Source organism: Streptomyces cyslabdanicus, assembly GCF_052663305.1.
On record NZ_JBQRUW010000086.1, the window covers coordinates 1 to 15173 of the forward strand.

General features: G+C 69.0%; 12 protein-coding genes and 2 rRNA genes. 10 read left to right on the forward strand and 4 right to left on the reverse strand.

What is annotated here, in order from left to right:
• The first annotated feature begins 249 nt into the window (after nt 1–249).
• Both ACTYVM_RS36870 and rrf read left to right on the forward strand, forming a co-directional pair.
• Nucleotides 250–3370: ribosomal RNA gene (locus ACTYVM_RS36870) — 23S ribosomal RNA — on the forward strand.
• Nucleotides 3371–3475: 105 nt separating this feature from the next.
• Nucleotides 3476–3592 (forward strand): 5S ribosomal RNA (rrf, locus tag ACTYVM_RS36875).
• Between the two features lie 80 nt (nt 3593–3672).
• Here the strand turns inward: rrf and ACTYVM_RS36880 are convergent.
• The gene (locus tag ACTYVM_RS36880; RefSeq protein ID WP_445530116.1) at nt 3673–4521 is read right to left on the reverse strand and encodes a hypothetical protein; all 849 of its coding nucleotides are present in this window, start codon (nt 4519–4521) and stop codon (nt 3673–3675) included.
• Nucleotides 4522–4839: 318 nt separating this feature from the next.
• Here ACTYVM_RS36880 and ACTYVM_RS36885 point away from each other — a divergent pair, with 318 nt between their 5' ends.
• Nucleotides 4840–5664 (forward strand): tetratricopeptide repeat protein, encoded by an 825-nt coding sequence (locus ACTYVM_RS36885; protein ID WP_445530115.1) that lies wholly within the window; start codon nt 4840–4842, stop codon nt 5662–5664.
• A 75-nt stretch (nt 5665–5739) separates the two neighbouring features.
• Here the strand turns inward: ACTYVM_RS36885 and ACTYVM_RS36890 are convergent, their stop codons facing one another.
• Nucleotides 5740–7032, reverse strand: coding sequence for a DUF1015 domain-containing protein (locus ACTYVM_RS36890; protein ID WP_445530107.1), 1293 nt, complete (start codon nt 7030–7032; stop codon nt 5740–5742).
• 73 nt (nt 7033–7105) lie between these two features.
• On the opposite strand from ACTYVM_RS36890, the gene ACTYVM_RS36895 reads away from it, so the two are divergent.
• The 4 genes from ACTYVM_RS36895 to ACTYVM_RS36910 are packed head-to-tail and all read left to right on the forward strand — an operon-like array spanning nt 7106 to nt 11190.
• Nucleotides 7106–8131 (forward strand): HAD-IIA family hydrolase, encoded by a 1026-nt coding sequence (locus ACTYVM_RS36895; RefSeq protein ID WP_445530108.1) that lies wholly within the window; start codon nt 7106–7108, stop codon nt 8129–8131.
• Nucleotides 8132–8189: 58 nt separating this feature from the next.
• Nucleotides 8190–9233, forward strand: coding sequence for a FecCD family ABC transporter permease (locus tag ACTYVM_RS36900; protein WP_445530109.1), 1044 nt, complete (start codon nt 8190–8192; stop codon nt 9231–9233).
• Nucleotides 9230–10303 carry a FecCD family ABC transporter permease gene (locus tag ACTYVM_RS36905; protein ID WP_445530110.1) on the forward strand — a complete coding sequence of 358 codons (1074 nt, stop codon included), beginning with the start codon at nt 9230–9232 and terminating at the stop codon, nt 10301–10303. Before ACTYVM_RS36900 ends, ACTYVM_RS36905 begins: the two co-directional genes overlap by 4 nt.
• Nucleotides 10300–11190, forward strand: coding sequence for an ABC transporter ATP-binding protein (locus tag ACTYVM_RS36910; RefSeq protein ID WP_445530111.1), 891 nt, complete (start codon nt 10300–10302; stop codon nt 11188–11190). The genes ACTYVM_RS36905 and ACTYVM_RS36910 overlap by 4 nt, the downstream gene beginning before the upstream one ends.
• Here the strand turns inward: ACTYVM_RS36910 and ACTYVM_RS36915 are convergent.
• Nucleotides 11174–11521, reverse strand: coding sequence for a sterol-binding protein (locus ACTYVM_RS36915; RefSeq protein ID WP_445530112.1), 348 nt, complete (start codon nt 11519–11521; stop codon nt 11174–11176). The genes ACTYVM_RS36910 and ACTYVM_RS36915 overlap by 17 nt on opposite strands.
• 42 nt (nt 11522–11563) lie before the next feature.
• Here ACTYVM_RS36915 and ACTYVM_RS36920 point away from each other — a divergent pair, with 42 nt between their 5' ends.
• From ACTYVM_RS36920 to ACTYVM_RS36930, 3 genes are read left to right on the forward strand one after another with little or no spacing between them, the layout of a single operon-like run.
• Nucleotides 11564–11935 (forward strand): hypothetical protein, encoded by a 372-nt coding sequence (locus ACTYVM_RS36920; RefSeq protein ID WP_445530113.1) that lies wholly within the window; start codon nt 11564–11566, stop codon nt 11933–11935.
• Nucleotides 11936–11942: 7 nt separating this feature from the next.
• Nucleotides 11943–12758, forward strand: a complete 816-nt coding sequence (locus ACTYVM_RS36925) for a TlyA family RNA methyltransferase (protein ID WP_445530114.1) — start codon at nt 11943–11945, stop codon at nt 12756–12758.
• On the forward strand, nt 12755–13660 hold the full coding sequence (locus ACTYVM_RS36930; protein ID WP_400032018.1) for an NAD kinase: 906 nt from the start codon (nt 12755–12757) through the stop codon (nt 13658–13660). Before ACTYVM_RS36925 ends, ACTYVM_RS36930 begins: the two co-directional genes overlap by 4 nt.
• A 176-nt stretch (nt 13661–13836) precedes the next feature.
• Here the strand turns inward: ACTYVM_RS36930 and ACTYVM_RS36935 are convergent, their stop codons facing one another.
• Nucleotides 13837–15090 carry an IS701 family transposase gene (locus tag ACTYVM_RS36935; protein WP_445525936.1) on the reverse strand — a complete coding sequence of 418 codons (1254 nt, stop codon included), beginning with the start codon at nt 15088–15090 and terminating at the stop codon, nt 13837–13839.
• Between the last annotated feature and the right edge of the window lie 83 nt (nt 15091–15173).

The window sequence follows — 15173 nt, forward strand, 5'->3', positions numbered from 1 at the left end:
TGCTGGTTGCTCATGGGTGGAACGTTGATTATTCGGCCGGATTCACGGGTCGGAGGCTGCCAGTACTGCTCGCAAGAGCGTGGAACGCATGATCTTCGGACGGGAGTCGGTCGGGCACGCTGTTGGGTGTCTGAGGGTGCGAGCGTTGCTCGCCCTTCGGTTGCCGGCCCCAGTGAACTTGCTGTTTTCAGCAGGGTGATGGGTGGTTGGTCGTTGTTTGAGAACTGCACAGTGGACGCGAGCATCTGTGGCCAAGTTTTTAAGGGCGCACGGTGGATGCCTTGGCACCAGGAACCGATGAAGGACGTGGGAGGCCGCGATAGTCCCCGGGGAGTCGTCAACCAGGCTTTGATCCGGGGGTTTCCGAATGGGGAAACCCGGCAGTCGTCATGGACTGTCACCCACTGCTGAACACATAGGCAGTGTGGAGGGAACGAGGGGAAGTGAAACATCTCAGTACCCTCAGGAAGAGAAAACAACCGTGATTCCGGGAGTAGTGGCGAGCGAAACTGGATGAGGCTAAACCTACGACGTGTGAGACCCGGCAGGGGTTGCGTCGTGGGGGTTGTGGGATCTCTTTTGATCAGTCTGCCGGCTGGTCGACGAGTCAGAAACCGTTGATGTAGACGAAGGACATGCGAAAGGTCCGGCGTAGAGGGTAAGACCCCCGTAGTCGAAACGTCAGCGGCTCGTTGGAGAGACACCCAAGTAGCACGGGGCCCGAGAAATCCCGTGTGAATCTGGCGGGACCACCCGCTAAGCCTAAATATTCCCTGGTGACCGATAGCGGATAGTACCGTGAGGGAATGGTGAAAAGTACCCCGGGAGGGGAGTGAAATAGTACCTGAAACCGTGTGCCTACAAGCCGTGGGAGCGTCGGAATGTGCTTGCACATTCTCGTGACTGCGTGCCTTTTGAAGAATGAGCCTGCGAGTTTGCGGTGTGTTGCGAGGTTAACCCGAGTGGGGTAGCCGTAGCGAAAGCGAGTCCGAATAGGGCGGTGGAGTAGCACGCTCAAGACCCGAAGCGGAGTGATCTAGCCATGGGCAGGTTGAAGCGGAGGTAAGACTTCGTGGAGGACCGAACCCACCAGGGTTGAAAACCTGGGGGATGACCTGTGGTTAGGGGTGAAAGGCCAATCAAACTCCGTGATAGCTGGTTCTCCCCGAAATGCATTTAGGTGCAGCGTCGTGTGTTTCTTGCCGGAGGTAGAGCACTGGATAGGCGATGGGCCCTACCGGGTTACTGACCTTAGCCAAACTCCGAATGCCGGTAAGTGAGAGCGCGGCAGTGAGACTGTGGGGGATAAGCTCCATGGTCGAGAGGGAAACAGCCCAGAGCATCGACTAAGGCCCCTAAGCGTACGCTAAGTGGGAAAGGATGTGGAGTCGCACAGACAACCAGGAGGTTGGCTTAGAAGCAGCCACCCTTGAAAGAGTGCGTAATAGCTCACTGGTCTAGTGATTCCGCGCCGACAATGTAGCGGGGCTCAAGCGTACCGCCGAAGTCGTGTCATTGCGATATGTACCCCCAACGGGGATCGTGATGGGTAGGGGAGCGTCGTCTGCCGGGTGAAGCAGCACCGGAAGGTAGTTGTGGACGGTTGACGAGTGAGAATGCAGGCATGAGTAGCGATACACACGTGAGAAACGTGTGCGCCGATTGACTAAGGGTTCCTGGGTCAAGCTGATCTGCCCAGGGTAAGTCGGGACCTAAGGCGAGGCCGACAGGCGTAGTCGATGGATAACCGGTTGATATTCCGGTACCCGCTGTGAAGCGTCAAACATCGAATCCAGTGATGCTAAGGCCGTGAAGCCGCCGGTGATCCCTTCGGGGTGATTCGGAGTGGTGGAGCCGCTGAACCAAGTTGGTAGTAGGTGAGTGATGGGGTGACGCAGGAAGGTAGTCCATCCCGGGCGGTGGTTGTCCCGGGGTAAGGGTGTAGGACGTCAGGTAGGTAAATCCGCCTGGCATGTGTCTGAGACCTGATGCCGAGCCGATTGTGGTGAAGTGGATGATCCTATGCTGTCGAGAAAAGCCTCTAGCGAGTTTCATGGCGGCCCGTACCCTAAACCGACTCAGGTGGTCAGGTAGAGAATACCGAGGCGTTCGGGTGAACTATGGTTAAGGAACTCGGCAAAATGCCCCCGTAACTTCGGGAGAAGGGGGGCCACGCCTGGTGAGGGAACTTGCTTCCTGAGCTGGGGGTGGCCGCAGAGACCAGCGAGAAGCGACTGTTTACTAAAAACACAGGTCCGTGCGAAGCCGTAAGGCGATGTATACGGACTGACGCCTGCCCGGTGCTGGAACGTTAAGGGGACCGGTTAGCTCACTTTCGGGTGGGCGAAGCTGAGAACTTAAGCGCCAGTAAACGGCGGTGGTAACTATAACCATCCTAAGGTAGCGAAATTCCTTGTCGGGTAAGTTCCGACCTGCACGAATGGCGTAACGACTTCTCGACTGTCTCAACCATAGGCCCGGTGAAATTGCACTACGAGTAAAGATGCTCGTTTCGCGCAGCAGGACGGAAAGACCCCGGGACCTTTACTACAGTTTGATATTGGTGTTCGGTTCGGCTTGTGTAGGATAGCTGGGAGACTTTGAAGCGGCCACGCCAGTGGTTGTGGAGTCGTCGTTGAAATACCAGTCTGGTCGTGCTGGATGTCTAACCTGGGTCCGTGATCCGGATCAGGGACAGTGTCTGATGGGTAGTTTAACTGGGGCGGTTGCCTCCTAAAGAGTAACGGAGGCGCCCAAAGGTTCCCTCAGCCTGGTTGGCAATCAGGTGTTGAGTGTAAGTGCACAAGGGAGCTTGACTGTGAGACCGACGGGTCGAGCAGGGACGAAAGTCGGGACTAGTGATCCGGCGGTGGCTTGTGGAAGCGCCGTCGCTCAACGGATAAAAGGTACCCCGGGGATAACAGGCTGATCTTCCCCAAGAGTCCATATCGACGGGATGGTTTGGCACCTCGATGTCGGCTCGTCGCATCCTGGGGCTGGAGTCGGTCCCAAGGGTTGGGCTGTTCGCCCATTAAAGCGGTACGCGAGCTGGGTTTAGAACGTCGTGAGACAGTTCGGTCCCTATCCGCTGTGCGCGTAGGAGTCTTGAGAAGGGCTGTCCCTAGTACGAGAGGACCGGGACGGACGAACCTCTGGTGTGCCAGTTGTTCTGCCAAGGGCATGGCTGGTTGGCTACGTTCGGGAGGGATAACCGCTGAAAGCATCTAAGCGGGAAGCCTGCTTCGAGATGAGGACTCCCACCCACTTGATGGGGTAAGGCTCCCAGTAGACGACTGGGTTGATAGGCCGGATCTGGAAGCACCGTGAGGTGTGGAGGTGACCGGTACTAATAGGCCGAGGGCTTGTCCTCAGTTGCTCGCGTCCACTGTGTTAGTTCTGAGGCAACGAACAGTTGCCGGCTTAGAGCTGAACTCACAACAGAAGAGTGTGCTTGTTCGCTCGAAACCATTAGGGTTTCGGTGGTCATAGCGTGAGGGAAACGCCCGGTTACATTTCGAACCCGGAAGCTAAGCCTCACAGCGCCGATGGTACTGCAGGGGGGACCCTGTGGGAGAGTAGGACGCCGCCGAACAATCTTTGGAGGACCCCTGGTCACCAGCGTTCAGCTGGGACCAGGGGTCCTTTTCGTTTTTCCCGTACAGAAGACAGGAGTCACCGATGTCCGCCAACTCTCCCGATGAGCGCCCGGAGCGCGATCAGCGCCGCCGGGACGGTGGTGACCGCGGTGACCGTGGCGGGTTCCGCGGAGGACCGCGCCGTGGCGACGACCGTGGTGGCCACGGCCGTCGTGACGACGACCGTGGTTATGGGCGGCGTGACGACCGTGGTGGTTTCCGCCGCGACGACAGGCCCGAGCGCGCGGATCGGCCGGACCGGCCCGATCGGGGCGAGCGCGGGGATCGTGGCGGCTTCCGCCGTGACGACCGGCGGGACGGTGACCGCGGTGGCTACGGCCGTCGTGACGACCGCGACCGCGGCTTCCGCCGCGAGGGCGACCGCCCCACCTACCGCCGTGACGACCGCGGTGACCACCGACGCGATGAGCGTCGTGACGACCGCCGTGACGACCGCGGTGACCACCGCCGTGACGACCGCCGCGGCTTCGACCGCGGAGACCGGCGTGACGACCGGGGCGAGCGCCGCGATGACCGCCGAGGTTTCCGTCGTGACGACGACCGTGGTCAGGGGCGGCGTGACGACCGTGGTGGTTTCCGCCGCGACGACAGGCCCGAGCGCGCGGATCGGCCGGACCGGCCCGATCGGGGCGAGCGCGGGGATCGTGGCGGCTTCCGCCGTGACGACCGGCGGGACGGTGACCGCGGTGGCTACGGCCGTCGTGACGACCGCGACCGCGGCTTCCGCCGCGAGGGCGACCGCCCCACCTACCGCCGTGACGACCGCGGTGACCACCGACGCGATGACCGACGCGATGAGCGTCGTGACTTCGAGCGCGGAGACCGTCGCGACGACCGCCGCGGCTTCGACCGCGGTGCCCGCCACGACGACCGCCGTGACTTCGACCGTGGTGAACGCCGGGACCAGCGTCGTGACGACCGTCGCGATGACCGCCGTGACTTCGACCGCGGCGACCGTCCCACCTACCGTCGTGACGACCGCCGTGACGACCGCCGTGACGACCGCGGCGGCTTCCGTGGCCGGGACGACCGTGGTGGGCGCGGCCCGCGTCGCGACGACCGGGGTGGACGTCCGGGTGGCTTCCGTGGCCGGGACGACCGGCGTGACGACCGGCGTGACGACCGGCGCGGCGGCGGGCGCTTCCGCGACGACCGGGACCGGGACCGTGAGCCGATCAAGCGGCTGCCGATCCCGGAGGACGTCACCGGCGAGGAGATCGACAAGGACGTACGGCAGGAGCTGCAGAGCCTGCCCAAGACGCTCGCCGAGGACGTCGCCAAGAACCTGGTGATGGTCGCGCGGCTCATCGACGAGGACCCCGAGGGCGCCTACGGCTACTCCAGGGTGGCCCTGCGGCTGGCGTCCCGTGTCGCCGCCGTACGGGAGGCGGCCGGCTTCGCCGCGTACGCGAGCCAGAAGTACGGCGAGGCGCTCGCCGAGTTCCGGGCCGCCCGGCGGATGACCGGGAACGTGGACCTGTGGCCGGTCATGGCCGACTGCGAGCGCGGTCTCGGACGCCCGGAGAAGGCGCTCGACATGGCCGGGGCGCCGGAGGTGCACAAGCTCGACAAGGCCGGGCAGGTCGAGATGCGGCTCGTCGCGGCCGGCGCCCGGCGCGACATGGGTCAGCTGGAAGCGGCCATCGTGACGCTCCAGAGCCCCGAACTGGCCTCCGGCTCGGTCCAGCCGTGGACCGCGCGGCTGCGGTACGCCTACGCCGACGCGCTGCTCGCCGTCGGCCGGGAGTCCGAGGCACGTGAGTGGTTCGCCAAGGCCGTCGAGGCCGACCGGGACGGCAGCACCGACGCCTCCGACCGGCTGGCCGAGCTGGACGGCGTGGAGTTCACCGACGCCCTCGACGAGAGCGGCGAGAACGACAACGCCAAGGACGAGAACGGCGACGCCAAGAACGAGAACGGCGACGCCAAGGACGAGAACGGCGACGCCAAGGACGAGAACGGCGTGACCGGCGCGAGCGGCGATGCCGACGCGGCCGGCGAGGACTGACGGAACCGCCGGGCCGTCACCGGCCGTGCCTGACGAAGGGCGGGCCCCGATCACCGGGGCCCGCCCTTCGCCGTTTCAGAGGTCCAGCGCCCTCAGCACCAGTCCCGACGCCGGCTTGGGGCCGAACGACGTCGACTTGCGGGGCATCGTGACACCCTGGCGGGCCAGGTCGCGGACGACCTCCTCGCGGACCGGGTGCATCAGGACGGCCGTACCGCCGTCGCGTTCGGCCTTCTCTACGGTGGCGACCGTGTCGTGAATGTAGGCGATGTGGGCCGGGGAGTCCTCGGGGATGTGCCACACGCGCTCGAGGAGCGTGGCGTGCAGGACGGTCGCGTCGAGGGTGCGCCAGGCGGCCGGGTGCTCCGCCGGGATCGTGCGCGCCAGCAGGGCCGGGTCCGGGCGGTCCACGAGATGGAAGGCGCCGTCGCCGGCGAACAGGAAGGCGTTGCCCTCGCAGGCCGCGTCCGCGAGCGCCTCCAGCGCGCCCGCCAGGGGCAGGTCGAGACGCCGTACGCGGAACAGGCCGTCCACGGCGGACAGCGCGTCGGCGACCGGCAGACCGTGCAGCAGGCGGTGGATGGCGCGTACCCGGAGTGGATAGCGGACCGTGTCGACCAGGAGGACCAGACCGTAGTCCCAGGCGCTGGGGGAGGAGTGCTCCGCGCGCAGCCTGCGGTAGGTCGCCCAGCGGTGATGGCCGTCGGCGATCAGGGCCTGATGCCGGGCCAGGTCCTCCTGCACGCGCGCGAGGTCGGCGGGATCGGTGATCGCCCACAGCCGGTGGCTGAAGCCGTCCTCGGTGGTCGTCGACAACAGCGGCGGCTGTTCGGCCGCGCGTTCGATGATCATCGTGGTGGCCGCGGTCGCGCCGTCGCCGCGGTACGTGAGCAGCAGCGGTTCGAGATTGGCGCTGGTCGCGCGCATCAGGGCGGCGCGGTCCGCGACCACGTGCGGCATGACGTCCTCGTGCGGCAGCACCACGCCCTCCGCCGGCTCCGACACGCGCAGCGCGCCGATCAGTCCGCGTTGCACCATGCCGTCGCCGTCACGCTGCTCGTACACGTACAGGGCCGGCTCCGGGTCGGCGGCCAGGACGCCCTCCGAGAGCCAGCGGCGCAGCGTCTCCGCCGCCTGCTTGTTGCGGGCGCTGGGCGTTTCGGCCTGCGGCAGAATCAGCCGGACGATGTTGTACGGATCGGCCGACTGGAGGTGGTGCAGGCCGTCGGGCCGCACGACGACGTCGTACGGCGGGGACGTCACGGCGGCCAGGCTGCCGACCCGGTCGGGGTCGTAGCGCAGGCCGCGGAACGGGGTGAGTTCGAGGCCCGGGCGCGTTGTCGCCAGTGGCTGACCTGCTGTGTTCATCCCGGCATCGTACGTGTGTCAGCGGCGTGGGGGATGATCGGGGGAAAACGGGTGTCATGAGGAGAGATGCGGAATGAGCCAGGGCGTCAGGACGAGGCCCCAGGGCAGTGCACAGCCCCTGAGCGAGGCGTACGACACGGCCCTGCTCGACCTGGACGGAGTGGTCTACGCGGGCGGCCACGCGATCGCGCACGCGGTCGACTCGCTGGGCACCGCCCGCGCGGGCGGGATGCATCTGGCGTACGTCACCAACAACGCCCTGCGCACCCCGGAAGTGGTGGCCGCGCACCTCACCGAGCTGGGCATACGGGCGGAGGCGGCCGACGTGGTCACCTCCGCGCAGGCGGTGGCCCGGCTGATCGCGGACCAGGTGCCCCAGGGGGCGCGTGTCCTGGTGATCGGTGGTGAGGGGCTGCGCACGGCGCTGCGTGAGCGCGGCCTTGAGCCGGTGGAGTCGGCCGACGACGACCCGGCGGCGGTGGTGCAGGGCTACGGCGGTCCGGAACTGCCGTGGGGGCGGTTCGCGGAGGCGTGCTACGCCATCGCGCGCGGGGTGCCCTGGTTCGCCTCCAACACCGATCTGACGATTCCGAGCGCACGCGGGATCGCGCCGGGCAACGGCGCGGCGGTCGAGGTCGTCCGGATCGCCACGGGCGCGGAGCCGCAGGTGGCGGGCAAGCCGCTGCCGCCCATGCACCGCGAGACGATCCTGCGCACCGGCGCGCGGCGGCCGCTGGTGGTCGGGGACCGCCTGGACACCGACATCGAGGGCGCGTTCAACGGCGGGGTCGACTCGCTGCTCGTCCTGACCGGGGTGACCGACGGCGCGCGGCTGCTCGCCGCGCCCCCTCGGCACCGGCCGACGTATGTCGACGCGGATCTGCGCGGGCTGCTCACCGGGCAACCGGACATCACTCGGGAGAGCGACGGTTTCCGGTGCGGCGGGTGGACGGCGCGGGCGGACACCGGCCTTGAGCTGCACGGCGGGGGGGAGGCGCTGGACGGGCTCCGCGCGCTGTGCGCGGCGGCGTGGACGGCGGGCGGCGAGCACGCGTGCGCGCTGGACGGGGGGAAGGCGCTGGCCCGGCTGGGGCTGTGAATCCGGTGGGGCACCGGGAACCATCGAGCCGATGGAGAGGGTAGGCTAACCTAACCTCGTGTTGGTCGACAGTCCCCCAGAAGAGCGCGCGGCGGCCACCGCCGCGCCCCCAACCCGCCGAGGCGTGCGAGCCGTCGGGCTCCTCGTCTCCGTCGCCGTCCTGGTGCTCGTCGCCCTGGCGAGCATCGCGATCGGAGCGAAGGAGCTGTCCCTGGCCCAGGTCTGGCACGGCCTGTTCCAGAACTCGGGGACGTACGGCGACGTCGTGGTCGGCGAGCGGCTGTCCCGTACCGTCCTCGGCCTGCTCGCCGGATCGGCGCTCGGTCTTGCCGGGGCCGTGCTCCAGGCGCTGACCCGCAACCCACTGGCCGATCCGGGCATCCTCGGCATCAACGCGGGCGCGTCCGCCGCCGTCGTCACTGCCCTCACCTTCCTGGGCGTGACCAGCCTGAGCGGCTACGTCTGGTTCGCCTTTCTCGGCGCCGCGGCCGTCGGCGCCCTGGTGTGGTTCCTCGGCGGCAGCCGGGGCGCCACGCCCATACGCCTCGCGCTCGCCGGCACCGCGATCGGCGCCGCGCTGTACGGCTACGTCCAGGCCGTGATGATCATGGACGGGGCGGCGCTGGGCAGGATGCGGTTCTGGACCGTGGGTTCGCTCGCCTCCGCCACCACGGCGACCATCACCCAGGTGCTCCCGTTCTTCGCGGTCGGCACGGTCGTCGCCCTGCTGCTGGCCCGGCCGCTCAACGCCCTGGCCATGGGCGACGACACCGCCCGCGCCCTGGGCGCCGATCTGAACCGCACCCGCGCGCTCGCCATGCTCGCCGCGACCGTGCTGTGCGGGGCCGCGACCGCCGCCTGCGGCCCGATCGTCTTCGTCGGGCTGATGGTCCCGCACGTCGTGCGCTCCTTCACCGGACCCGACCTGCGCTGGATTCTGCCCTACGCCACGGTGCTGTCTCCTGTGCTGCTGCTCGGCGCCGACGTCGTGGGACGGATCGTCGCCCGGCCCGCCGAGATCCAGGTCGGGGTCGTCACCGCGCTCATCGGCGGCCCGGTGTTCATCCTGCTCGTACGGCGGCGGAGGACGGCCCAGCTGTGAAGACCACCCGCATCCTCAAGACCACCCGCACCCCCCGCCCCGTACGAGCCCTGCGCACCCCGGGCGGACTGTCCCTGCGCCTCGACGTCCGCACCTGCGCCGTCGTCGCCCTGCTGGTGCTGGCCGCGCTCACGGCGGGCGTCGTGCTGATCGGCACCGGGGACTTCCCGATCTCCGCCTCCGACGTGCTGAAGGCGCTGGCCGGCCAGGGCGGGCCGGGGCAGGAGTTCGTCGTCCGGGAACTGCGGCTGCCGCGCGTCCTCGTCGGGCTCCTGGTCGGCGCCTGCCTCGGCGTCGGCGGCGCGCTGTTCCAGTCCGTCTCCCGCAATCCGCTGGGCAGCCCGGACGTGCTCGGCCTCTCCCAGGGCTCGGCCGCCGGCGCGCTCACGGTCATCGTCCTGTTCTCGGGCAGCGCCACCGCGGTCACCCTCGGCGCGCTGGTGGGCGGCCTGGTCACCGGTGTGGCCGTCTACCTGCTGGCCTGGAAGCAGGGCGTGCACGGCTACCGGCTGGTCCTGGTCGGCATCGGCGTGTCCGCGGTGGTCACCGCCGTCAACGGCTACCTGATCACCAAGGCCGACTTCGTGGACGCGGCCCGTGCGGTGGTCTGGATGACCGGTTCGCTCAACGGGCGCGACTGGACGCAGGTCGGCCCGCTGGCCGTCCTGTGCGCCGTGGTCCTCCCGCTCGTCCTCGCGGGCGCCCGCGCCCTGCGGATGCTGGAGATGGGCGACGACGTCGCCTACGCCCTCGGGGTGCGCGCCGAGCGCGTACGGCTGCTGCTGATGGGCTGTGCCGTCCTGCTGGTCGCCGCCGCCACCGCGGCCGCGGGACCCGTCAGCTTCGTGGCCCTGACCGCGCCGCAGCTCGCCCGGCGGCTGACCTGGTCCCCAGGCCCCAACCTGCTGCCGTCCCTGTGCATGGGCGCCGCCCTGCTGGTCACCGCCGACCTGACCGCGCAGCGGGCCTTCGGCGCCGACCAGCTGCCGGTCGGCGTGGTCACCGGCGTGCTCGGCGGGGTCTACCTGCTGTGGCTGCTGGTCACCGAGCGCAGGGCCGGGCGGATATGAGCGCCCGCAGCAACGCAGTGAGCAACCGAAGGAGCACCGTGAACCGCCTGTCCGCCGACCACGTCACCCTCGCCTACGACCAGCGCGTCATCGCCGAGCAGCTGTCGGTGGACATACCCGACAACTCCTTCACGGTGATCGTCGGCCCCAACGCGTGCGGCAAGTCCACGCTGCTGCGGGCGCTGTCGCGGATGCTCAGGCCCAGCCGGGGCCGGGTGCTGCTCGACGGTCAGGTCATCCAGTCGATGCCCGCCAAGAAGGTCGCCCGGACACTCGGCCTGCTGCCGCAGTCCTCGATCGCGCCCGACGGGATCACCGTCGCCGACCTCGTGGGCCGCGGCCGCTACCCGCACCAGGGGATCCTGCGCCAGTGGTCCGCCGAGGACGAGCGGGTCGTGCGCGAGTCCATGGAGCGGACCGGGGTCGCCCGGCTCGCCGAGCGGTACGTCGACGAGCTGTCGGGCGGCCAGCGCCAGCGCGTGTGGATCGCCATGGCCCTGGCCCAGCAGACGCCGCTGCTGCTGCTCGACGAGCCGACGACGTACCTGGACATCCAGCACCAGATCGACGTCCTCGACCTGTGTGCCGAACTGCACGAGGAGGAGGGGCGCACGCTCGTCGCCGTGCTGCACGACCTCAACCACGCCGCCCGCTACGCCACCCACCTCGTCGCCCTGCGCGGCGGCCGGGTCGTCGCCCAGGGCGCCCCGAACGACATCGTCACCGCCGAACTGGTGGAGGAGGTGTTCGGGCTGCGCTGCCAGGTCATCGAGGACCCGGAGACCGGCACGCCCCTGGTGGTGCCGGCGGCGCGTGCGGCACGCGCGCGCGTGGCGGCGCACCACGGCGAGGCAGCCGCCGGCCTCGCCGCTACAGAAGCTTCGTGAGCCGCATCAGGTCGAACAGGCTCGCCTGGAGCTTCACCCGCCCCGCCCCCCAGGCCTTGGCGAAGGCCAGTTCGCCGCCGACCAGCGCGAGCAGGTCGTCGCCTGTCATGGCGAGCCGGATCTCGGCCTTCTTCGGCGGCGGGCCCTGAACGGTCTCCCGTACCTCTATCCGGCCGCCGACGAGGCGGCCCAGGAAGCTGACGTCGAGATCCTTGATGTGGCAGCTCACCGAGCGGTCCAGGGTCGCCGCCTCACGGACGTCCCCCTCCGCTTCCGCCATGTTGTCGGAGAGTCTTTCGAGTGCGCTGCGGCACTCCTCGATCGTTGCCATCACCACCGACGGTACCCCAGTGCTTCGCGGTAGCGTCTGGGCATGAGCGACTCTGTGACCGGGACGGAGGTCCGGGACGAAGCGGCGGATCCCGGGGGGGAGGCTCCACGGCCCCGCGGCGAGGCGGCCGACGCCGTCGACGCGATCGACACGATCGACACGATCGGTGCGGTCGGCGCGCAGGACCCCGCCGCCCCCGCCCCGCTGCTCGTGCCCCGCACCCCCACCGGCGACGCCCGCGTCGACGCGGCCCTGGAACGGCTCGGCGACGCCGACCACCTCGCCACGGACGGACACCTCGAGGTGTACGAGGATGTACACGGGGGGCTGCGCGACGCGCTCACCGCGCTCGACGCCCGTCCGGGACCTTTGGCGCCCCCCGCGCAGTCACCGCCGTACCGACACAGGAGCTGAACCGAACGTGGCAGGAGTCGCACGCCGCCGTCTCGACGCGGAGCTGGTCCGCCGGAAGCTCGCACGCTCGCGCGAGCACGCCGGCCAGCTGATCGCCGCCGGGCGGGTCACCGTCGGCAAGACCGTCGCGACCAAGTCCGCCACCCAGGTGGAGACCGCCGCCGCCATCGTCGTCGTCGCCGACGACAGCGACCCCGACTACGTCTCCCGGGGCGGGCACAAGCTGGCCGGCGCGCTGAAGGCCTTCGTACCGCGCGGGCTGGCCGTCGAGGGGCGGCGGGCACTGGACGCCGGCGCGTCCACCGGGGGATTCACCGACGTGCTGCTGCGCGCGGGCGCCGCACACGTGGTCGCCGTCGACGTCGGATACGGACAACTCGCCTGGTCCTTGCAGAGCGATGAACGCGTCACCGTCAAGGACCGTACGAACGTACGCGAGTTGACGCTCGAAGCGATCGATGGGGAGCCTGTGGATCTTGTCGTGGGGGATCTGTCCTTCATCCCGCTCGGACTGGTGCTGCCCGCCCTGGCGCGGTGCGCGAAGCCGGACGCCGACCTGGTGATGATGGTCAAGCCGCAGTTCGAGGTGGGGAAGGAACGGCTGGGCAGCGGGGGTGTCGTGCGGAGTCCGGAGTTGCGGGCGGAGGCGGTGCGGACCGTGGCCGGTAAGGCGTGGGAACTGGGGCTGGGGGTCGAGGGCGTCACCGCGAGTCCGCTGCCCGGGCCCTCCGGGAACGTCGAGTACTTTCTGTGGCTGAGGGCCGGGGCGCCGGCCCTGGACCCGGCCGACGTCGACCGCGCAGTGGCGGAGGGGCCGCGTTGACACCGACCCGAGCTCGAACCGTTTTCCTGCTGGCCCACACCGGGCGGCCGGCCGCCATCCGCAGTGCCGAGCTCGTGGTCAAGGGGCTGCTGCTGTCCGGCATCGGCGTACGCGTCCTGGAGGCGGAGGCGCTCGACCTGCCGCTGCCGGACGAGGTGGAGCTCGTCAAGGAGGCCACCCCGCAGTGCCTCGACGGGTGCGAGCTGCTCATCGTGCTGGGCGGTGACGGCACGCTGCTGCGCGGCGCGGAGTTCGCCCGCGCCTCGGGGGTGCCGATGCTGGGGGTCAACCTCGGGCGGGTCGGCTTCCTCGCCGAGGCCGAGCGGGACGACCTCGACAAGGTCGTCGACCGGGTGGTCAGCAAGGCCTACGAGGTCGAGGAGCGCATGACCGTCGACGTGGTCGTGCACCGCAACGGGGACATCGTGCACACCGACTGGGCGCTGAACGAGGCGGCCGTGCAGAAGGTGTCCGCCGAGCGGATGCTGGAGATCGTGCTGGAGATCGACGGGCGCCCGGTGACCGGGTTCGGGTGCGACGGCATCGTCTGCGCCACCCCCACCGGGTCCACCGCGTACGCGTTCTCCGCCGGCGGGCCCGTGGTGTGGCCGGAGGTCGAGGCGCTGCTGATGGTGCCGATCTCCGCGCACGCGCTGTTCGCCAAGCCCCTGGTGACCTCGCCGGACTCCGTCCTGGCCGTCGAGGTGCTGCCGCACGTCCCGCCGGGCGTGCTGTGGTGCGACGGGCGGCGCACGGTCGAACTGCCGCCCGGCGCGCGCGTGGAGGTACGCCGCGGAGCGGTACCGGTGCGGCTCGCCCGCCTGCACCACGCGTCGTTCACGGACCGCCTGGTCGCCAAGTTCGCGCTGCCGGTCTCGGGGTGGCGCGGGGCGCCGCACTAGTACTCCAGCAGGATTTTGCTGTCTGGCCTGGGGTTTCGCTGGGCGGCTGGAGTGTAGCGGGCCGCGGAGTGGTCAGGGGTGGCCTTCGGCAGGCCGCCCCTCGATCGTGCGACAGCGTCGCAGGTAGTGACAGCGGCGGGCGACCGCTTGGCGTCGTCGGCGCCAGTTCGACCAGCTCAGCGCGTGGTGTCGTCCTCGACGGCCACGAAGGTGCGGCGGTTGGGGACGACAAGCTGCCAGGAGTCGCCGAATCTCCGCCACTGTGAACTCGATTGCCCCGGCTGCCTCACCGGTGCCGCCCCCTTTTCCCGGACCTGGTGCGCCGTGGCGGCCAGGAAGGCGTGCGCGAGCATGGCCAGAGTGATGTGCCGGTACCAGCCCACGTAGCGACGGACCTCGTACTGGTCCAGGCCACACTCGTTCTTCGCGGCCTGGAAACACTCCTCGATCGCCCAGCGCGTCCCGGCGATCCGCACCAACTCCCGAACGGTGGTCTCCAAAGGAGCGTAAGCGAGGTAGTAGGCGATCTCATCGGGCTTGCTGATGCTGCGCCGGGCCAGCGCCCACCGCATCCGGTGGGGGACCTCGCCCTGGTAGTCGAACTCGGCAACCGCTGGCAGCCGCACTGCTGCCCAGTAATAAACACGCGGCCCCTTCGCACCGTCACCGCACGAGAGCTTCTCCCATGCTTCGGCCGGGGCCTGCGAGAACAGCCCGTCGATGCGGGGACAGCCCACGGTGAACTGGGACTTGGGCACGGCCAGCACGTAGCCGACGCCCGACTGTTCCAGCAGTCGCCGGAAGCGGCCCTCCTGACCGTAGGCGGCGTCCGCGGTGACCCAGGCGATGGGCAGCGGCGAGGCGAGGGACCGCAGCACGATGCGCCGGGCCAACTCGCCCTTGGTGGCGAATACTCGCTCGTCAGGGACTTTGGCCGCGCGGCAGCGTTCGCGGTCCTCGGTCCAGGTCTTGGGCAGGTAGAGCTCGCGGTCGACCAGGGCCCGGCCTCGGGTGGTGGCGTAGGCGGCGAAGACGCCGATCTGGCAGTTCTCGGTGCGGCCGGCAGTTCCGGAGTATTGGCGCTGAACCCCGGCGGAGGTGATGCCCTTCTTGATGAACCCGGTGTCGTCGATGATGAGGACCCCATCGGTCTCGCCGAGCTTGTCGGCGACGTATTCCTGCAGGTCGTCGCGGATATCGTCGGGGTTCCACTTCGCTCCGGCGAGCAAGTGCTGCAGACCGTCAGGGGTAGCGTGACCTGCCTGCTCGGCCAGTTGCCAGCTGTTCTTTCGGGCCACCGGGGCGAGCAGACCGCGTACGTAGTCACGCATGCGGCGGCGTAGTTCCACCCGGCCGAAGCGATGGCCGATGGTCACGAAGAGGTCGTCCAGTTCCAGGTCCCACTGCTCGGCAACACGCGCGGTGATCACGTGAGAAGGCTGCCCCGCACCCTGTCGCTACCTGCGGCACTGTCGCACGATCGAGGGGCGGCCTGCCGAAGGCCACCCCTGAC

Excerpts from the sequence above, each read along its gene's own strand:
- ACTYVM_RS36890 (WP_445530107.1), bottom strand. The coding sequence starts at position 7,032 with ATGAACACAGCAGGTCAGCCACTGGCGACAACGCGCCCGGGCCTCGAA.
- ACTYVM_RS36895 (WP_445530108.1), top strand. The coding sequence starts at position 7,106 with ATGAGCCAGGGCGTCAGGACGAGGCCCCAGGGCAGTGCACAGCCCCTG.
- ACTYVM_RS36910 (WP_445530111.1), top strand. The coding sequence starts at position 10,300 with ATGAGCGCCCGCAGCAACGCAGTGAGCAACCGAAGGAGCACCGTGAAC.
- ACTYVM_RS36915 (WP_445530112.1), bottom strand. The coding sequence starts at position 11,521 with ATGGCAACGATCGAGGAGTGCCGCAGCGCACTCGAAAGACTCTCCGAC.
- ACTYVM_RS36920 (WP_445530113.1), top strand. The coding sequence starts at position 11,564 with ATGAGCGACTCTGTGACCGGGACGGAGGTCCGGGACGAAGCGGCGGAT.